This is a genomic window from Calothrix sp. CCY 0018 (genome assembly GCF_963920925.1).
Classification (GTDB): domain Bacteria; phylum Cyanobacteriota; class Cyanobacteriia; order Cyanobacteriales; family Nostocaceae; genus Rivularia.
In genome coordinates, this window is record NZ_CAWUDI010000047.1 from 1 (window position 1) to 19,906 (window position 19,906).

The following is a 19,906-nucleotide window of genomic DNA, read 5'->3' on the forward strand; positions in this document are numbered from 1 at the left end:
GACAAGGGGACAAGGCGACAAGGGGACAAGGCGACAAGGGGACAAGGCGACAAGGGGACAAGGGGACAAGGGGACAAGGGGACAAGAGGAAATTTCAACTCCTAACTCTTAACTCCTAACTCCTAACTCTTAATTCCCCAATCCAAAATCTAAAATCTAAAATCTAAAATCCAAAATCCAAAATTGTTAAATCCATCCTTCGACTTCCTCCCAACCCAAACCTTGACGTATAACTGTTGGCTGTTCCTCAGTTAAATCTAAAATTGTGGAGACTTGATAACTAGGCTCTTTGCCAGTATCTATGATTACGTCTACCAAGCTTTCCATCCGGTCAAATAGCTCCACTCGCGATAAAGTTTCAAGTTCAAGCCATTCGTCATAATCGGCATCTGAAGGTGGTGGTATATGGGCTGAAGTTGAAATAATTGGGTTTCCCAAAGCTTCTAATAACGACAAACAAACCGCATTGTCAGGTACTCGAATCCCAGTAGTTTTACGTTTTGGATTTTGTACTAATTTTGGTACTAACTTGGTAGCAGGTAGCAAAAAAGTGTAAGTTCCCGGAATCAGATGCTTCATAATTCTATAAGCTGCATTATTGACAAAAGCGTAAGTAGCCACGTTTGAAAGAGAAGGACATAAAAATGTCAGTGGTTTGTCATTCGCTAACTGCTTTATTTGTCGTACCCGCCCGATAGCGGACTTATGGTTTAAATCGCAACCGATCGCATAAACCGTATCGGTGGGATAAAGCATAACAGCGCCACTTTTTAACGCGACAATAATATCTTCTATTCGGCGATTTTGCGGATTATCAGGATGGAGGGTAAAGATTTTTGCCATGAGAGAAAAATATTAGTGTGTAATAAATGAATTAAGAATTGGTTTTAAAAGTAAATAGGGTTGAGGGTTGGGGGCAACGGGGAACAGTGGAAACAAAGAATATTAATTCAGAAAAAAATGTTATGAATAAAACATATTTTTGATATAAACAGCTAAAGGAGGTTTTTCACCGGAACTTTAGCATAAAAACAAATTAATTTCTAATCTAAAATCCCTAATTAAAAGTCTCTTAACTGGTAACTGCTAATTGTAATCATGAGTAAAATTGTTTATTTTCAATGTCCAACTGGAATTTCTGGTGATATGTGTTTGGGAGCTTTAGTCAGTCTGGGTGTAAGTATTGAATACTTAATTGAAAATCTGTCGAACTTAGGAATTGAGCCAGAATATAAACTGTGGACTGAACTTGTTAGCCGTAAAAGTCAGCAAGCCTCGAAAGTTCATGTAGATTTAATCGAGAATCACCCTTCGGGTTCGCCACTTCGCTCAACGGAGGGAGACGACCCACGCGAGTGGTCTCACCACCATCATCAACATCACCATCACGGACGACATTTACCAGAAATTGAACAAATCATCGAAAAAGCAGGTTTGCCCCCAAGGGTTAAAGCTTGGAGTTTGGCAATATTCCGACAATTAGCAGTGGCAGAAGGAGCGGTACACGGTATTGCCCCAGAAAAAGTTCATTTCCATGAAGTAGGTGCTGTAGATGCCATAGTGGATATTGTAGGAACTTGTTTGGGTTTAGATTGGTTGGGTATTGACAGCGATAATCAAGGATTACCTTTACTATACTGCTCTAAGCTGCCAACTGGCGGAGGAAATGTACGTGCTGCACATGGAATAATGGCTGTACCCGTGCCAGCAGTATTAAAATTGTGGGAAATGCGGAAATGTCCGGTTTATAGCAACGGTATCGAACGAGAATTAGTTACACCAACAGGTGCCGCTATTGTGACAACTCTTGCAATAGAATTCGGTTCTCCACCCGAAATGAATATTGAAAAAATCGGTATGGGTGCGGGAAATAAAGATTTAGAAATACCAAATATTTTACGTATTTGGTTGGGTGAAACCACAGATGATGATATAAACCAATTACAAAATTCAGAAATTAGTCCTTATTTAGAAAATATTTCGGTTTTAGAAACACAAATAGATGATATTAGTCCTCAAGCAATAGGTTATATATTTGAAGCATTATTTGCAGTAGGTGCCGTAGATGTTTTTACCCAAGCTGTAGGAATGAAAAAATCTCGTCCGGGAATTTTATTAACTGTAATTTGTCATCCACAAGATTTAGCTGAATGTGAAACGGTTTTATTTCGAGAAACCACCACATTAGGAATTCGCCGTTTTACTCAACAACGTGCCGTACTCCAAAGAGAAATTCAAGATTTAATTACTGAATATGGCAAAGTTAGAGTTAAAGTAGCGTGGAAGGGAACAGTACAAGATAAAGTTATTGCAAACGTACATCCCGAATATACAGATTGTGCCGAGTTAGCACGAAAATATGATATTCCCTGGCAAGAAATTCATCGCCTGGTATTGCAAAGTTGGTATGCAAAAAATCATCAATAAATTTATAATACAAGAAAATTTACGGAGAGCTTCTACATAAGACCGTAAAATTACTGAAGACTTTGGTTTCTTTGCTTTGTTAAATTTATTTTGTCTGTTTCAAAAAATACAGGGTATGAAAGTAAGCGCTCGCAACAGTTTCAAAGGTACCGTGAAAAAAATTATCCCCGGAGCAATCAATACAGAGGTGCTTTTAGAAATTGCCCCTGGAATAGAAGTAAATGCGATAATTACAAAAACATCGGTAGAAAACCTTAATTTGACAATTGGTCAACCAGCCTACGCGATGATTAAATCATCTGATGTAATAGTTGCTATAGACTAAAAATTAAGTATATTGAGTATGAATCAGCAGTTTATTTATTTCCATAAACTGCTTATTTTAGTCTTTTTATGATAATTTTTGAGAGATAAATCATTCATAAAAAAAAATCCCCTTGATTTTGGAAGAGGACTAAGTATGTTATGACGATTATTAAAACGACACTAAAACCAAATAATCAAAATCTAAATGTAGTTCTCACAACTCCTTCATAAATAGTGTCATTGTTACTATTATGTTCGGGATTAAAAATAACAATCAAAGCTGGCGTAATTGATAATCTAGGATTAACTTGATAGCGATATAATGCTTCTAAATGGAAAGATGTATCGCTATCTTCGCGTCGATTAGTAGTAGGAGTAACCACAGCTGGACCGAAATCATTACTTGTCACTTTCGGTGGTTGACCAAAAATAATTCCACCCAAATTACCTTTTTTACCTAAATCTGGGAAAGCTAAAGTAACAGCCCAATTCCAAATATCGGCTTTATCACCTTTATTTACATTATTCGTCGTAGCGACATTACCGGAACTTGTTTCCGCTTTTGCTTGAGTGTATCCCAACCAACCAGAAAGCACGAATTTTGGATTCAAGCGATAGCTGGTTTGTAAGCCGTAATGATTAGCTGAAGTTGCAATCGTGTTACCAAAGGGAGTAGCAGCAAAAGCACTACCTTCGGAACCAGAAACGTTGACATCTCCTGTTGCGACACCATTAATCGCACCGCTAAAGTAAGAATGAGCGTAGGTTAAAGCAATGGTTGTATTTTTATTTGGTTGAATGGCTAATTGAGTTAAAGCACCATAACTACCATCGAATAATCCTTTCTTGATTCCTGGATCTTCCACGTTACGAGCCAAATAACCAGCTGATAGAGTAAAGGTGTCATTCAGCTTATATGTTGCACTCACCCCAGCACCTTTACCAGCTGCAAGTCCGGTGTTGCTAGCTCGGTAAATGGGTGCGAATCGACCAAAGCGAGATAATGCACCTGCTGTAGCTGCGGAAAACTGAGGATTAACAGTGTTGAAGTTATCGAAGAACGACCCACCAACGGCATCAACAACAATATTACCTTTTTCACCCAAAGGGAAACTATAGAATATTTTACCTACATCTATAGTGTTTTCCTGTCGAACTGTTGTATCGTATCCCAGACGGGTCATATTTGTACCAGTAACACCACCGTTGAAAGGAATAGTGTTATTAGCTTTGAGGATAATTCGCAAGCGGTCTTTTCCTGTAAAGCTAGAATCTAAAATTAAACGAACGCGATCGCTGAAAATTGTATTGTCTTGCAATTTAGAACCCCCGGCACCATAAGCAGATGCTCTAACTGCATCTCTTTGATCTGGGGTAAGTGCAGGGTTATTAATCTCTCTCCACCGATCGGATGTCAGCGCTCTATCGTCACCGAATACACCTCCCACATTAAAAATGGCATCTCCACTTAATTTAGTGGTAGCGGAAAACTGCTGACTTTCCAAAACTGCCGCCCGTGCTTCTAAAGGGTCAATTCTTCCTCGCAGTTCGGCTAGTCCGTCGGCAAATTCTTCTGATAGCTTTTGCAGTTCTATTAAGTCCTCTTTTCTAACTAGATCGGCTGTACCCGCAGCAATCAGTTCGTTGACTCGATTTAAACAAGCATTCAAACCAGCCGCAAATTCATAGCGAGTCAAGGCTCGATTACCTCTAAAAGTACCGTTTGGATATCCGGCAATACATCCATAACGTTCAACTAGCGATTGTAGGGCTTGAAATGCCCAGTCTGTCGGCTGTACGTCCGATAGTTCCGACACCGATGTTACCTGTGACATGGTTGATTCTGAGTCTGACGCATTATTTTGATCAGATTGGGAAACAGGAATTAGCTGGTCTTTAATTGGATCGAGTTGTACGGATATATTCCCTTCAATATCTATTTGATCTAACTCTGACTGCTGAGAATTTTCCGAGGTTGATTTTGCCAACGCAGCACCAGCAAACAAGGTATATGCAGCCAAAAAAGGCGCAATCCGCAAGGAATTCCACAAAATATTAAACATTTACCTCACATCTCCAAATATGCTGAAAATACCACCAACCCAGTTGGTAAATATTGTTAATCTCCGAGATGCTTCGTTACAAAGCTTTACGCAACTTTAAAGTAGCCAGAACTACCCCACCAAGCAAAAAGCCAAAATTCATCGATGGTTCGGGAACTTTAGTAACTACAAACGAAAGTTTGTCAGCATAAGCATCATTGACACGTCCGCGCACGTAATTCATATTCAACGCAACGTTAACTTGTCGCGAACCAACCGGAAGTATCCCTTGAGTAGACTTAAATAATAAGCCAGTGATGTTATTCCTTTCCTTTGGAGTCGGTGAAGCAATATTAGTTTTACCCAAAGACAAACCATCTCGATCTAAAAAATCCAGACTTAGCAATACATTGTCTAAGTCGGTGTCATATCCACCCAACCAAGCACCCAAATCGTAACCACCTTTACCTGCATCAATAACTGATGCTAGGTCAGTCAGATTAATTAATTGAGAAGCACTTGAAGAAGCTCTATCTGCACCACCAAAAAACAAATTTTGACCTCGATTCTCTGGTCCGGGACTATTAGCGTCAGGAAGTCCGCTGACACGCACTGAAGTACCTTGGTTGTTTACAAACTCAAAACCACTGGCTCCGTAGCAAAGGATGCTAAAGCTACCAGTTGTTTTCCAAGCCGGAATATCCGGTATGTCAGAACCGACAGCATTCCCTACTGGATCGCAAGTTCCTTGTTCCCCATTACCGTTGACTATCAAATTTTTATTTAGCACTGCATCTTTAGTTTTTACAGCTGCATAGAGAGGATTATTGCTAAGTAAATTTAATGCTAATCCTGTAATAAGTAAGACGGTAAGCAAAGACTTTTTCATAAATTTTGAAAATGTTTAATCGGTATTTACCAACTTAATTGGTATCAACTTTATACCAATTATATTGGAAATAATGTAGTTGTTGTTACAGTTTAAGTTTATTTTAGTTGCCCTGTAATCTCTAAATAAAAGCAGTTACTTATATCTGCACTTAATACCACTATGAATAAGCGAAATTAAATTATTTCGGTTGGATTATAATTTTCTTCTTTTATATACCAACTTTGTAAGTGTAGATTTAACATAATAGTTGGTATTATAAAGCTGCTGTAACTTTCGATACTTAATTTAAAATTATTTATGTTTATTTTGGATAATAGTAATATGACACTGCTCGCAATCCGATCGCATTCACTCGATCGCGATCGCAATATCTGTAGATTTAATTACTGCATAAGCTTCCTCACCCACAGCAAGTTCGAGTTCTTCGGCTGAAACTCTGGTAATGACTGAAGTTAATTTAACTCGATGCACAATTTCTAGTGTCACTTCCGCATTAACTGCTCCAGGAATAATTCGCGTAACTATACCTTTTAGGGTATTGCGAGAACTCACTTTTAATGCTTTCTTTGGACTGCTAGTTTCTGTATCGGGTAGGAAATTAGCATCAATATTATCAACTTGCTTAGTAGATTTCTGACGACTTTTTTTAGCTGGTAGAGGATTTTCAATCTCAATTGGTTCCTCTTCGGTTGGTAATGGTGGTGCAGAATGCTTACCCAAAGTCCGCACCATTTCCCGTAAAATCTCAGTTTTAGTCCGCTGAGACTGCTGACAGAAATCGTCGAGGATTTTCCGTTCTTCCTCTGATGTTTGAAATGTAACCCATCCTTGTTCTTTTCTTGGCATAAATATTACCAAATTAATTGGTAAGTTGGTTAAAAGTTGGTATTATAAAAACAACCATTAATTTTACGAGAAAATTTCTCATTATTTGTCAATAATGAATAGAAGACAACTTTTTGCTTTCGTTGGTACGATGATTGCCAGTTTGTTGTTGACAATTGGCTCACCGTTATTAACTCCTTCTACTTCAACTGTAGTTGCCCAATCAAATACTACTTTATTAGTATCCACTGCTGCTAGTTTAAAAGACGTAATGGAGGAAATTAAAGGTAATTACCAAAGAAGTAATTCTGGAGTCACTATCAATTATAATTTTGGCGCTTCTGGTGCTTTGTTGCAACAAATCCAGCAAGGCGCTCCAGCTGATATATTTCTTTCTGCTGGTAAAAAGCAGGTAGATACCTTAGAACAGTCAGGAAAGCTGGTTGCAGGTACTCGCAGCGTTTTAGTTAAGAATCGTTTAGTATTGATTGTTCCCAAGAGCAAAGTTGGTGTCACCAGTTTTTTTAATTTGACTAGAGACGATATTAAAAAAATTGCCATTGGTGAACCCAGAAGCGTTCCTGCTGGACAATATGGAGAACAGGTACTGCAAAAGTTGGGTATTTACAACAAAGTAAAGTCAAAATTAGTTTTCGCTAATAATGTGCGTCAAGTTTTAGCTGCGGTGGAAGCTGGAAACGCTGATGCGGGTTTAGTTTATCGAACTGATGCCAAAATTTCTAACAAAGTTAAAACTGTTGTGGCTGCGGATGAGAAGTATCATTCACCTATAGTTTATCCAATGGCAGTATTAAAACAAAGTAAGAAGGTTGCTGCTGCCAAAGAGTTTGTTAACTATTTATCTACCGAACCAGCTCAAGCTGTGTTCAAAAAATACGGGTTTATTCTGCCCTAATAATATTTGATATAAAGTCCGATTAATTAAGCGGTCAATTGGCTTGATTGTTACATCCCAAAAATACAAAGTCCACGGCGACTAAAGTCGCACGCGGCGTTTTTACTCTTGCCCTAAGAGGACATACTGCGCGAACAGGTCTAAAGACTCTGAGTTTCCAAACTACCGAGAATTTCTTATGAACAAGACACAAATTACTTCTTTTTTGGGCTGGGTGTTTCTATCTCTGTTAATAACTGTCGGTTGCAGTCAAATTACCCCTAATCCTTCTACAACTTCACCATCCGCAGCATCAACCGCGAGTTTAACCGTATCGGCAGCTGCTAGTTTAAAAGATGCGATGGAGCAAATCAAACCTTTATACAACCAGGAAAATCCAGAAGTTGAATTGACATATAACCTTGGTAGTTCGGGTGCATTACAGCGACAAATTGAACAAGGCGCACCTGCTGATATTTTCGTTTCTGCTGCAACTAAACAAATGGATGCTTTAGAAAAACAAGGGCTTTTGTTAGAAGGAACCCGTCAAGATTTGTTGAAAAATCAATTGGTATTAATCGTACCGCAAAATTCTACTGGGGTAAAAGATTTTCAAGACTTAGTAAAACCAAGCGTTAAGAAAATTGCATTAGGTGAACCCAAAAGTGTTCCCGCAGGACAATATGCTCAAGAAGTCTTGACTTCGCTCAACGTTTTAGCACAAGTAAAACCCAAAGCTGTGTACGCGAAAGATGTACGTCAAGCGTTGAACTACGTCGAGTCAGGAAACACCGACGCTGGTATCGTTTATCTCTCAGACGCAAAAATCTCTCCCCAGGTAAAAGTTGTCGCAACAGCAGACGAAACAACCCATAAGCCAATTACTTACCCTGTTGCAGTTCTCAAAAGTAGTAATAATATAGACGCAGCTAAGGAATTTGTGCAATTTCTCTCAAGCGATCAAGCTAAAGCTGTATTTGAAAAACAAGGATTTACAGTAATTGTAAACTAATCAAATAGCGAAGATGGGTAAAACTGTTTATTGATAATTGTTCATTGTTCTATGCCTCAAGATTTAACTCCCTTTTGGATATCAGTAAAAACTTCTTTACTCGCAACAGTAATTACCTTTTTCGTTGGGATTGCTGCTGCTTATTGGATGCTGCAATATCAAGGTAAAGGTAAGTCATTTATTGAAGGAATATTTGTTGCTCCCTTAATTTTGCCTCCTACTGTCGTTGGTTTTTTACTGCTGATGTTTTTTGGTAAATTTGGTCCAGCAGGGCAATTTCTGGATAAATTCGGCGGCTTTAGTGTTGTTTTTAACTGGTATGGAGCTGCGATCGCGGCGACTGTTGTTTCTTTTCCGTTGATGTATCGCACGGCTTTAGGGGCTTTTGAACAAATCGACCAAAATCTTCTACTGGTAGCAAAGACTTTAGGAGCTTCTCAATCAACAGTATTTTGGCGGATTATGTTACCCCTATCGCTACCTGGGGTTTTAGCAGGGACTACATTAGCTTTTGCTCGTGCTTTGGGAGAATTTGGTGCAACTTTGATGCTGGCTGGTAGCATTCCCGGACAAACTCAAACAATACCCCTAGCGATTTATTTTGCCGTGGAAGGGGGAGATAATAACGAAGCTTGGTTTTGGTCCCTGGTAATTATGGCTACATCTTTATCCGGGATTATTGGGGCGAATATTTGGCAGGAATCACGGAGTAAGAGAAAAGGGAGAACAGGGAAGAATATACAACTAACGCCTCACTCCTCACTCTTAACTCCTAACTCCTCACTTGCTGCTCCCTACTCCCTAATTGTTGATATTTACAAGCAACTTGCCGATTTTGATTTACAAGTCTCATTCAGTGCAGATAACCAACCTTTGGGATTATTAGGAGGTTCTGGGGCTGGCAAGAGTATGATTTTACGCTGTTTGGCGGGAGTAGAAACACCTACATCGGGAAAGATTATTTTGAACGGACGAGTATTGTTCGACTCGGAACATAAAATTAATCTACCGTCACGCGATCGCAAGATTGGTTTTTTAGTCCAGAATTACGCTTTGTTTCCTCACATGACGGTAGCGCAAAACATCGCTTTTGGTTTATCCAAAGGTTTATCGAATACAGCGATTAAGCAACAAGTCGAAACTCAATTAGTAGCGCTACAGTTAGCAGGGATGGGAAATAGATATCCTCACCAACTTTCCGGGGGGCAGCAACAACGGGTAGCCTTGGCAAGGGCTTTGGCTTCGCAACCGGAAGCATTACTATTAGATGAACCATTTTCGGCGTTGGATACCTATCTACGCAGCCAATTAGAGCAGGAAATGATGGCAAAGCTTGCCGATTATGATGGTGTGTCTTTATTCGTCACTCATAATATGGAGGAAGCTTACCGCATTTGTCCGAATTTATTGGTATTGTCAGCAGGGAAAACAATACAATATGCTTCTAAACAAGAAGTTTTTGAAAACCCACAAACAGTTACAGTTGCTCAAATTACAGGCTGTAAAAATTTTTCTAAAGCTGTTTGTAAAGAGGTTGAAACTGTAGAAGCAGTTGATTGGGGTTGTACGCTACAAATTATTGAACCAATCCCTAAAAATTTATCTTATGTCGGCATTCGCGCTCATCAAATTACTTTCACTAACGATGCAAATCGGGAAAATACTTTCCCATGTTGGTTAGCAAATTCTATCGAAACTCCGCACCGAATGACGCTATTTTTAAAATTACATTATCCCGCACAAAATAAAAGCGATTATCACCTACAAGCAGAATTATTTAAGGAAAAATGGACAACAATTAAAGATAAATCTTTTCCTTGGTACGTGCGCTTGGATTCCTTACGGTTGATTTTGATGGATTGACTTCTCTCCTGACTAAAGTCGAGGAGATTCCAATAAGGATGTTGCATGACGGGTTGAAACCACGTCACTACACTTTTTATCTTTATTAGCTGTCACCCAGAGATTTATCCGGGTGGGACGAGTCAAAACGTCCCTACACAGTCGTGATAGGTTTAAGCCCAGCGTTCTGCTTACTTTGCGAATGATGTTGGCTGCTGCATTGGCATCCGCATTGATATAAAAATTGCTAGCTGTTCTGTACAACCCGCGCTTTGTTCTTTTTCCTGATGGCTTCCATAAGTTGGGTTTTTCACCATATGAAGGTAGATAGTCGCCATCTAAAAAAGATGTTTTGCTAGTGTAGCTTTCTTCAGTTTCTATAAATTTAATTCCATATTGTTCGCACAGTTGAGATATTCTATCTTTAAGTCTAGCTGTAGGAATAGGAACAAATTCTGAATTATTCTTTTTACCTAGTTCTATTTCATTTTTATTCCCTTTATTCCATCCAAATATAATAGTACCTATATTGTTTTCCAAACAATGATTAACTACTATTTTTGCGGCTTTATTAATCCCGTCTCTCATTTGACGGTTACGTTTTTCAGTTATAGCAGCTAGTTTTTTGTTCCAAAAACCCTGAAGTTTATCTTTTTTTATAGTTGATACTTTTTTATTGTACCAACGATTCATAGATTTAACTTGTTTGCCATCAAGAATAAAGCTGATACCAACGTTAGATACGCAGGTTAACCAATTAGTTAATCCTGGGTCTATGCCTAATACATTATCTTGATTTAATAAATCGCTATCTATATCTTTTTTATAAACAAACTCGAAATAAAAACATTTATTTCTGGGCAGTATTCTTAACTCTTTGATATCAATAAATTTCAGATTTGCTGGCATTGGAATATAAAAACTATCTATTCCAAACCACCGTTTACAAGTATTGCCTAAAGGTACTCTTATTTGACCATCTTTTAATTTAAGTGCTTGTTTAGGATAACTAACCGTAGCCATACCTCCCCTTTTTCTATAGTTAGGTATCCGTGGTCTAGTAGTTATTTTTCATAGATGTATATGCTTTAATTAACCCATAATAAGATTTAAATGATTCAGCTACCGTTCTTAGTATTTGTTGTGCAGCTTGCGAATACAAAACCTTAAAATGATTATTATCTTTGTATATTTTTTCTAAATCATATTTGCCAATTCCTTTTTTAGCTTTAAAGTATAACTGCCTAGCTGTAGGAATTCCCATATTCGTCAGTTTATGAGACTCCGAACATAAGAATGTCAATATTGCAATTAAGTTCTTATTTTGTTTTACTAAAACTTGTTGACAACCGTACATTGGATTAATTGAAAACTAGTATAACTATATCATGTTATGGGATAGTTAAAACTATCTTTACTCGTTTTCATGAGGACACTTCTGTGCGCGGGTTCCCCGCGTTGAAGAAAGTGTCCGTCCCTTGTCTAAAGACGAAGGGCTTTCAACTCGTTTTTCTGTAAATATTGGAGTTAGAATTAAAAGGCGATCGCAATAAAAACGGATAGAATATCGCATATCCTACCCGCTTAACAATTAATTAAAGACTCGTATTAATCAACTGCATCTCTTAATGTTCTTTGTACTGCATTACCAGCATCTTCAGCAGCACGTTTAGTACTTAATTTTGCATCTTTAGCAGCACGCTGAGTACCTAACTTCGCATCTTCAGCTACATCACCTGCATTGTTAGTAAGCCTACCAAATGCATCAGAGGTATTGTCTTTGATATTTTCAACTCCTCGCTTGGTACCTTCAGCGAAATTTCCAGCTTCTTCTTGAGCTTTATCTGCTGCATATCCCGCATCTTCTTTGGCATTTTTACCTAAATCTTTGAGGTTTTCTCCTTTCTTATCCAAAGTGCGACGAGTATTACCACCCAAGCTACCAGTTTGGTCGATTTCATTTACTTCAGCATTATCTCTCAAACCCTTAGCTTTCATTTTTGCTGCGGCTTCAGCATCTTTGCTTCTAGGATCGACATCGCTATACTTGTTCATTCCTCCCTGATAACCAGAATCAGGGCTTTTTGCATCAACTGAACTGCAAGCCTGGGTAACAAATAGCAATGTTCCTAACACAAAAGCAGTTAGAATTTGCTTAATTTGAATTTTTCTCAATGCAGAAAATACTTTATTCATTATTTACTCCTTTGTTTGAACGATTGAATGAGTTGTAACCTGAAAAAGAATCAAAATTTAAACTCTTAATTGATTCTTTTGAATTAACTTTATTTGCCTAAAGCTGGATTCTTCTGTAATTCAGGTCTTGCACTTGCTTCTTCGGCTTTATCTTGTAAAAAGCTTGAAGCTTCTTTTACTGATTCTTTCACAGCATCAAGTCTTCCTTCAACGCGATCGCCAAAGTCTGCTTGCCGCTGATTAAATCCACCCGGCTCTCTTGAGTTAGTGGCTTCCAAACCCTTAATTGGCAATTCTTTCTCTTTGGCAATTCTACCTGCGGGAGTTTCTGCACCGGGATACAGCAATCCATCAGATTTTGCAGCAATTAACAATTGCGAATCGGGATTATTTGAATTTACGTCTAAAGAATATTGACTATTATTAAAAGTCATGCTGGTCGCAAACAGTAATATACCAGCCAAAAATACAGTCAAAATCTGGCGCGATTGCAGTTTTTTTAAAAATCCGGTTAATTTATTCAATGAAGTCCTCCTGGCTAATCTCTTGGAGGTAACTTCCGGTTTACATACGTATTTGCTTAGTAAACAGATGCTACCCGTTCGAGACTGCTAAATTTGATTATCAATTGTCAACATTACATCAAAAAAAACAACCTTTTCCTCTAGCAAAGGTCTTATTATTGCGAATACTTTAACTATATATTTCTCTTACTTTGGAGAGATATAAGTCGAAAAAATTGCATTTTTATCCAAATATATAAATCGTCTATTCATATCCATCGTATATAAATATTTGGTTATACAATAATATAATTTTAAATCCATCTAAAGAGTGATTTTTAGATATAAATGGGAATAAGGCAAATTTTCTAAATTAACCACTTTAGAGTTTTTACCGCTTCTAAGTCAATTAATTTATTTAGGTGCTCTAAGTATTCCTGAAATCTAAATATGAATTCTAATTAATAATCAAGTTTAAAATTATGGTTCTTCAGTATTTGGTATGCGCTCAGCTTCAGAAAAAAACTTTATAAGCCAAGTATATATTCCCTGTTGCCCGTTCCCTCTTTCCGATTATTTAATGCCGCATCCCTTTGTGCTGAACAACCAGATAATTTTAGTACTTATAATTGTTCGTCAAAAAAATGAAACTAAAAATTTAGGCATAAAGTTACTCTTATTACTTGGGCTTCTGGTCGATCTAACATATTATTTGTTGTGTTTGCCTGTTTGAAAACTTTATCAGCAAAATGATACTAATGATTAAGCAAGTTTTACGCTGGCTGCTTTTGGGTGGAACACTGTTTTTTCTGGCAAGTGCTTTAAAAAATAATTGGCAAGAAGTCGCAGCTATTCGTATTGATGCGGCTGGATGGGCAATTTTAGCAACTGCGACTGGTGTTACCTTGCTAGCACATATTTGGGCTGGGTGGGTATGGAGTTGGATTATTAAAGAGTTCGAGCGAGATCCAAGCTCTATAAAACTGATTCAGGCTTATCTTAAAACAAATATTGCTAAGTATTTACCGGGTAATATAGGACATTACGTTGGAAGAATCATGGCTGCAAAGGATTTAAAAGTTAGTACCAGCGCTGCTACTATTAGCGTACTACTCGAACCCTTGTTAATGGCAACAGCAGCTTTGATTGTTGTGCTTTTGTGCAGCCAGTTCACTTTGATGGAGAGTTCAGTTGCTGTACTAATAGGGCAAATATTGGGTTTAATAGTAGCCCTTTGCCTGCTTCATCCTTTATTTCTCAATCCAATAATTCGTTTTGTACACCGTCGGAAAGATAATAAATCGAAAACTGGTAATTTTAATAGTGTTTCTTTAAGTCTGAATCGCTATCCACTAATACCTTTGCTTGGAGAATTCGGCTTTTTATTACTTCGTGCCTGCGGTTTTATTATCACTTTATATGCAATAGCTCCAATAAATTTAAGTCAGCTTCCTTTAGTAATAGGAGCATTCAGTTTCGCTTGGTTGCTGGGTTTGGTTGTTCCTGGTGCCCCCGGTGGCATCGGAGTATTTGAAGCAACTGCGATCGCGCTTTTACAGCAGTCTTTCCCTATGGCACTTATCATTAGTGCTAGTGTTTTGTATCGTTTAATTAGCATTGTTGCTGAAACTGCTGCTGCAAGTCTTGCTTGGTTCGATCAACGGCTTTTTTAATCTCAAATACTTATAGCCGTAATAGCTGCCTTTGATGTTAAGTTTTCCGCTCTCAATAGCTTGTAAAGCTGAATGTACAATAAAAATTATGCTCTATTACTAATATTATTATTGTAAAAACTTTCCACAGTATTCCCTATTACTAATCATTCTTTTCTACTTAATCTTAATTGAGAAAATACTCGATAAGTATCTAAATTAGTTTGTAGTTCGTTATCATTTTCTTGCATTTTGATTAAATTGTATTCAACGTTCTCTGCGTAAATTGCAAAGGTTATGTTAAATACTTCGATAAACTTAATTACCCAATCACACTCTTCTTCCTGATATATTTCATAATAATTAATTATATTAGCAATTCGCATTTCTAAATGACGACGCGAATGTTTACTAATTAAAACTATTTTCAGAAGTGCAATTACCAAAGTCAGAGGATTCCCTTGAGAAAGCAGTAAAATAAATAGCCCAGAAGGTTCTTTGCCATTTTCTGAAATCAGACAATCAATTACTTTATTACAAGTTCTCAGTAATAAATTCTTGTCAATTTCTACTTTGTGATAATCAGTTTTCCATGCAAACAACTTCCCAGAGAGTTTCTGCTCTACTGTTTCAACAAATTCTTGTTGACTTACCGAATATATCAAATACTTCAGTAAGCTTTGTTTGAATTCTTTTAAATTTTGATTTCGAGTCTGCTTAACAAAAATATTGGCAATATTTTCATAGGTAAACACACCTCTTCTGACAACAATGACTTTGATTAAACGTAAAACCTCATCTCCCAAAATACTGGGATTATTGTAACGATTAATATTAGAAGCCGCAGATTGAGAGCGAGCAATATACATTGCTAACTCAAATTTAAACTTGTCTTTTAATTGTTTAGAAAGACGTTTTGCCGCATCTTGTTGTTCTTTCGGATTATTTTTGTCTGTAGACTGAGCTAATAACAAATAAGAGCTATAGCGTTTTGTCCAATGAAGATTACTTTTTTCTTCATGTCTAATCGCAAATAAGTTTAGTTCTTGATAATCTTTACTATTAATAAAGTTTGTTAACCAAGCTCTAAAAATATTGATTTTTCTAGAACAGCTTAAAGTATTTTTTGGCGTATACTCACTAAATAAATCAATTAAATTTTGAATATATTTGTATTGACGACGATTTTCCCAATTGTTGATCAGTATGTAACAAGTCCGTTTTAGAGTATTCCGAAACTCCGGTTCGTTACTACCGACAAAAATTTGGTATACCCCTAGTTCGGAATTAGAATTAGCAGAATCTAAACAATTTATAAATAAATCTTTAAATTCTTGTAAAACATCTTCCGGTTCTTGACTTTGAACAATCTCTAGAAAAAAGCTATAAACTTTTTCTTGTGCAGCCTGCACATCTAATCCTCTATCATTCAAATCAAGAAGATGCTTTTTACCCTGTATACTCGGTAAGCGATCGACAATCATGTTATGGTTCTCAAGACCCAAAGTCTCAGCAAGGGCAGTTGTTACTAGCTTATCCTTCACAACCAGGAGCATCAATCGATTGTTCAAAACTTAAGTATTTTTTTTACATAAATTTGATAAATTTATGACCAGGAGATAAAAATATTGCATCAGCTTATGTAATTCCCGATATAATATTTAAAATATTATACGGACTCGACCGTATCCGTAATTAGTTAATTCCTTTAAAATTGTCGCAATCAAGAAAATATAAGTTTTATTGTAGGGAATGGGGAGTAGCGAGTAGCGAGTAGGAAGTAGAGAGTAGAAAGTCGCGAGTAGCGAAATATCCCGGTAATAAATTCGTAGTGCGAGCGTCTCGCTAGTACCGCTTCGCGGAAGTAAGAAGTAAGAAGTAAGAAGTAAGAAGTTTGATTTTCTAGGCTTTTCAGCTATTTTTAATGGTTGCCTTATTTACGCCGACTTGTACTAGTGGCAATCAGCGAGCGAGACGCTCGCACTACAAATGCGTTATTGCTTAAAACAATATTATGCTTGCCAATCAAATTAAAAATTTATTTCCTACTCGCGACTCCCTACTCCCTACTCCCTACTCCCTGATAAAAAAATTTGTCCCGAATGTAATTACATTCGGGATAGCAATCAAACTATTAGTTTTTAGTGGGGGTGGAGGGACTTGAACCCTCACGACTTTATAAGGTCAACGGATTTTCATTCTCCCGTAACTTTCGCTACTGCCTTAATATTTTTTAAAATATAAGGCTTTAAGAATTGGACTCTCTCTTTACCCTCGACTTAACAAACAATATAACTATTTGCCCTGTACGTTAGGGTCGCTCCCGTCGAGTCTCTGCACCTTCCGAACCGTTAAACTTTGTGAGTTTTAACATAATGGTTTGGCTTGGCTCAGGATTGCCTTGTCTCTTGTAAGATTTAGGTTTCCCTGAGTTTGAGAGCATCCACTTGAAGAATTTCTTCAACAAGGCTCAACTTTTTAAGTCCGTAGCGTCTACCATTCCGCCACACCCCCATTTTTTTGGGGAATTTGTAGATATTTGCTTGTTGTTCAAATATCTCCTCATATATTTGACCATTAATTACGTATTTTGTCCAACATTTTTTAAAACTTTTTTTTCGTAAGGATTTTTTACGCCCCTCTTTATTGGCTCAACCTAGCTTGGCAACAGGTAATCAATGGCTCTAACTAAAACTTTCTCAACACAAAGCGATTAGCTTATTATGGAACTTAAAGATCCAACCATGAGCGTGACTCACACGAAGACAGATGCTACAGAATCTACTGAATTATTTACAGAACTTGCAGACCGAGACGCTAATTCTACCTTTAACCTACTTAGCTTTAGCAGGTTCTTACTTGTTGGTCATTCCGGTTCTCGTGCTGACTTACATGAAATTTCGCTGGTATTCAGTCAGTTCCTTTGAACGCGGCTTCATGTATTTTCTTGTGTTCTTGTTCTTTCCGGGCTTGCTACTGCTATCACCCTTCGTGAATTTCAGACCCCGACGACGACAGATCGAAGTTTAAAATATATTCGCAGGGCATATTTATAAATGCGACGCATTGACGCTATCGGAATTGTATTTGGCGTTTTTGTTTTGGGTGGTTTAGCCTATGTGGTTCTTCAATTTGCAGGTTTAAATAACTTGAGCGCTGGTATCTGGAGCCAAGTTTTATTGGTTGCAGGTTTAATTGGCTGGTTGTTTACCTATATTTTCCGTGCTGTAGGAAACAAAATGACTTACCATCAACAGCGCGAAGAATACGAAAAAGCATTTTTGGCTTCTAGGCTAGACCAACTTTCTCCAGAACAAAGGGATAAACTTTTAGCTGAGGTGGAACAGGAAGAAGCTAGTTAGTAGTTGAAGAACTCACCACATTAATTACTCATGCTGGTTTGTAGTGAGGGTTTGTGACCTCAATATAAGAGTTAAAACTCTTACTACAAACTTTTTTGCTCGCAGCCACCATAAGAATATCCACTGTTATACATAAGTATCTTTGATAGTTAAATTATTTTTAGTATTTACACATTAAGATATAACGAAGCTAAGTTCATTCTAGATGGTTAATCCAGTTGACAGGCTTTGAGCTATGCGGAGCTAGTAAATTATCAACATGACCGTTTTTATTCATTGGTCATCAGTATTATTACGGCGATAATCCAATTTCAGCAAGATAGCTTTTTCCGGATAAATTGCCCGATATTTATGATTAATTTATGGCTGAAATACTCTTTAATACAGTGACAATGGTTAAATAGACACCGATCGCTAATATTGATAGCAATGAAAAACTATATAAAAGATGCATAATAATAATGTCTTATTCAATCGGCTGTAGTAGACAATTTCAGCGATATGATCTTGAATATATTAAGAAGACCGTCAGTAACAACCTGCACTAGCTGTTAGGAAATTATTATATTTTCGTTACACAAGTAATCGTTGAGTAAGGTATAAATAATGAGTGTGAGAGAGTGTAGGTTATCAATGATTTTAATTTTGTCGCGCTGTAGGGGCAAAGGTTATGAGTGAAAGTATGGCATTTATTGGTGGAGTTGCAGTAGCTGGACTGGCGGCTCTTTTATTGTTGAAAGGTAGTGGTAATTCCCTCCCAGCAACTTTTAATGCCCCGCAAGTGCAGTCTCCCGTAGTCGCACAACCGTATATGGCTCAACCGGGTGCTTATCCTGGCGTACCAGTTTACCCCAATCAACTTCCCCCAAATCCCGATTCAATAGAGTTACGGACGCAGTTGGAACGTCAAAAAACCCAACTCGATACCCTGCAACGGGAAAATGACCTGTTAAAGAATCAAAATCAACAGTTCCAGTCTCAAGTACAAACTTACTACCAATCGCAATTAAGCGCCCAACAAAATCAAAATTCGGCGCAACAAGCTGCATTGCAACAGCCCCAAGAACCTTGGTGGTCTTCGGGTATACTTTGGGCTGTAGGAGGAATGGCTCTTACAGTTGGCGGTGGTATTGTAGTTGCTGGAGTTTCTGCTTTGTTTTCTCCAAAACAGCGTCCGACTCGAACAGTACAGGTAATTCATCCTTATAATGCTTCGGGCAATACGATATCTCCTCCGGTACGCCGTGCTGAATTTCTACCTCCTCGTTCGGAAAGACGGATGGAAGCACCTGAATACGACGATACTTATTAAAAAAAATTAAGAATGAGGTTCGTAGCGCTGCATCTGTCCCGATGACAGCGCAGGCTCAAATTGAAAATTATATTGATTGTTGCAATTTAATGGCTTTGAAGCTCCCTCAATACCTTTGAGGGACTATTACTAATAGATGTTTTCTAGAGGTTTACTTTGAGCAACGCGTGAGCCTTCAATTCGGGGGCATCAGACAAAGGTTCACCTAGAAAAGTCAACTGTAAGTAGGTTGGTGTTGAAAATTGTAATTATGATGAGGCAGTAGCGGTAAGGTTTTTAAGGCTATTTACATTCTGTTACATAATTATATTTATTTCTGCGAACTTATTTAATTTAACAAGATAAATTTTTTTCAGATGGGAATGGTGATAGGCGTTTACCGTAGGTGCGGCTTAGCCGACACCGCTCGCCGCACCTAGCGGTGAACGGGTGTATCGCAATTCAAATTTTTGATCGGTATTTTTCGACAAATATAGAAAAATCATAAATACTATTCGCAACTAATCCCTTCGATCTTCTTGATAAAATTCTCCTTCCAAGGTTGTGCGTGCAGATCAAAATTAGATATTTTTCTTTATAGATCGATGTTTAGGGAGCAGTATTGACCTCTAAATTTTGTATTGTCTTCAGTAATCGCAGG

Annotated in this window: 19 protein-coding genes; 9 read left to right on the forward strand and 10 right to left on the reverse strand. The window is 37.6% G+C overall.

The window, feature by feature from the left end; translation table 11 throughout:
- Window positions 1–186 precede the first annotated feature (186 nt).
- On the reverse strand, window positions 187–843 hold the full coding sequence (locus ACM03V_RS27245; protein ID WP_414623940.1) for an L-threonylcarbamoyladenylate synthase: 657 nt from the start codon (window positions 841–843) through the stop codon (window positions 187–189).
- 255 nt (window positions 844–1,098) lie between these two features.
- Between ACM03V_RS27245 and larC the strand changes: the two genes are divergently transcribed.
- On the forward strand, window positions 1,099–2,427 hold the full coding sequence (gene larC, locus ACM03V_RS27250) for a nickel pincer cofactor biosynthesis protein LarC (protein ID WP_414623941.1): 1,329 nt from the start codon (window positions 1,099–1,101) through the stop codon (window positions 2,425–2,427).
- A 115-nt stretch (window positions 2,428–2,542) separates the two neighbouring features.
- Window positions 2,543–2,752 carry a TOBE domain-containing protein gene (locus ACM03V_RS27255; protein ID WP_414623942.1) on the forward strand — a complete coding sequence of 70 codons (210 nt, stop codon included), beginning with the start codon at window positions 2,543–2,545 and terminating at the stop codon, window positions 2,750–2,752.
- 175 nt (window positions 2,753–2,927) lie between these two features.
- Here ACM03V_RS27255 and ACM03V_RS27260 read toward each other — a convergent pair whose 3' ends face one another.
- The 3 genes from ACM03V_RS27260 to ACM03V_RS27270 all read right to left on the reverse strand — a co-directional run bounded on the left by ACM03V_RS27260 (window position 2,928) and on the right by ACM03V_RS27270 (window position 6,513).
- Window positions 2,928–4,796: an iron uptake porin gene (locus tag ACM03V_RS27260; RefSeq protein WP_414623943.1), complete on the reverse strand. Its 1,869-nt coding sequence runs from the start codon at window positions 4,794–4,796 to the stop codon at window positions 2,928–2,930.
- A gap of 76 nt (window positions 4,797–4,872) precedes the next feature.
- A complete protein-coding gene (locus tag ACM03V_RS27265) occupies window positions 4,873–5,664 on the reverse strand; it encodes a PEP-CTERM sorting domain-containing protein (protein WP_414623944.1) in 792 nt (263 codons plus the stop codon).
- A gap of 351 nt (window positions 5,665–6,015) precedes the next feature.
- On the reverse strand, window positions 6,016–6,513 hold the full coding sequence (locus ACM03V_RS27270; RefSeq protein ID WP_414623945.1) for a TOBE domain-containing protein: 498 nt from the start codon (window positions 6,511–6,513) through the stop codon (window positions 6,016–6,018).
- Between the two features lie 94 nt (window positions 6,514–6,607).
- Between ACM03V_RS27270 and modA (ACM03V_RS27275) the strand changes: the two genes are divergently transcribed.
- From modA (ACM03V_RS27275) to modB, 3 genes are all read left to right on the forward strand, one after another.
- Entirely contained in the window at window positions 6,608–7,408 is an 801-nt protein-coding gene (gene modA / locus ACM03V_RS27275; protein WP_414623946.1) for a molybdate ABC transporter substrate-binding protein, read from the forward strand.
- A 178-nt stretch (window positions 7,409–7,586) separates the two neighbouring features.
- Window positions 7,587–8,399, forward strand: a complete 813-nt coding sequence (gene modA / locus ACM03V_RS27280) for a molybdate ABC transporter substrate-binding protein (RefSeq protein ID WP_414623947.1) — start codon at window positions 7,587–7,589, stop codon at window positions 8,397–8,399.
- A 51-nt stretch (window positions 8,400–8,450) separates the two neighbouring features.
- Window positions 8,451–10,262 (forward strand): molybdate ABC transporter permease subunit, encoded by a 1,812-nt coding sequence (modB, locus tag ACM03V_RS27285; protein WP_414623948.1) that lies wholly within the window; start codon window positions 8,451–8,453, stop codon window positions 10,260–10,262.
- A 12-nt stretch (window positions 10,263–10,274) separates the two neighbouring features.
- On the opposite strand, the gene ACM03V_RS27290 is transcribed toward modB, so the two are convergent.
- The 5 genes from ACM03V_RS27290 to ACM03V_RS27310 all read right to left on the reverse strand — a co-directional run bounded on the left by ACM03V_RS27290 (window position 10,275) and on the right by ACM03V_RS27310 (window position 12,961).
- Complete coding sequence (locus tag ACM03V_RS27290) at window positions 10,275–11,264, reverse strand: RNA-guided endonuclease InsQ/TnpB family protein (RefSeq protein ID WP_414623949.1); 990 nt, start codon at window positions 11,262–11,264, stop codon at window positions 10,275–10,277.
- A gap of 34 nt (window positions 11,265–11,298) precedes the next feature.
- On the reverse strand, window positions 11,299–11,505 hold the full coding sequence (locus ACM03V_RS27295; RefSeq protein ID WP_414623950.1) for a hypothetical protein: 207 nt from the start codon (window positions 11,503–11,505) through the stop codon (window positions 11,299–11,301).
- 150 nt (window positions 11,506–11,655) lie between these two features.
- Window positions 11,656–11,814, reverse strand: a complete 159-nt coding sequence (locus ACM03V_RS27300) for a hypothetical protein (protein WP_414623951.1) — start codon at window positions 11,812–11,814, stop codon at window positions 11,656–11,658.
- Window positions 11,815–11,849: 35 nt separating this feature from the next.
- Window positions 11,850–12,437 carry a hypothetical protein gene (locus tag ACM03V_RS27305; protein WP_414623952.1) on the reverse strand — a complete coding sequence of 196 codons (588 nt, stop codon included), beginning with the start codon at window positions 12,435–12,437 and terminating at the stop codon, window positions 11,850–11,852.
- An 89-nt stretch (window positions 12,438–12,526) separates the two neighbouring features.
- Complete coding sequence (locus ACM03V_RS27310) at window positions 12,527–12,961, reverse strand: DUF6658 family protein (protein ID WP_414623953.1); 435 nt, start codon at window positions 12,959–12,961, stop codon at window positions 12,527–12,529.
- A 737-nt stretch (window positions 12,962–13,698) separates the two neighbouring features.
- Here ACM03V_RS27310 and ACM03V_RS27315 point away from each other — a divergent pair.
- On the forward strand, window positions 13,699–14,613 hold the full coding sequence (locus ACM03V_RS27315; RefSeq protein ID WP_414623954.1) for a lysylphosphatidylglycerol synthase transmembrane domain-containing protein: 915 nt from the start codon (window positions 13,699–13,701) through the stop codon (window positions 14,611–14,613).
- Window positions 14,614–14,759: 146 nt separating this feature from the next.
- On the opposite strand, the gene ACM03V_RS27320 is transcribed toward ACM03V_RS27315, so the two are convergent.
- Complete coding sequence (locus ACM03V_RS27320; protein WP_414623990.1) at window positions 14,760–16,076, reverse strand: hypothetical protein; 1,317 nt, start codon at window positions 16,074–16,076, stop codon at window positions 14,760–14,762.
- A gap of 1,285 nt (window positions 16,077–17,361) precedes the next feature.
- Here ACM03V_RS27320 and ndhL point away from each other — a divergent pair.
- The 3 genes from ndhL to ACM03V_RS27335 all read left to right on the forward strand — a co-directional run bounded on the left by ndhL (window position 17,362) and on the right by ACM03V_RS27335 (window position 19,266).
- Window positions 17,362–17,622: an NAD(P)H-quinone oxidoreductase subunit L gene (gene ndhL, locus ACM03V_RS27325; RefSeq protein ID WP_414623955.1), complete on the forward strand. Its 261-nt coding sequence runs from the start codon at window positions 17,362–17,364 to the stop codon at window positions 17,620–17,622.
- Between the two features lie 26 nt (window positions 17,623–17,648).
- Window positions 17,649–17,954 (forward strand): DUF3007 family protein, encoded by a 306-nt coding sequence (locus ACM03V_RS27330; RefSeq protein ID WP_414623956.1) that lies wholly within the window; start codon window positions 17,649–17,651, stop codon window positions 17,952–17,954.
- 670 nt (window positions 17,955–18,624) lie between these two features.
- Window positions 18,625–19,266 (forward strand): heterocyst differentiation related protein, encoded by a 642-nt coding sequence (locus ACM03V_RS27335; RefSeq protein ID WP_414623957.1) that lies wholly within the window; start codon window positions 18,625–18,627, stop codon window positions 19,264–19,266.
- Window positions 19,267–19,906 lie beyond the last annotated feature (640 nt).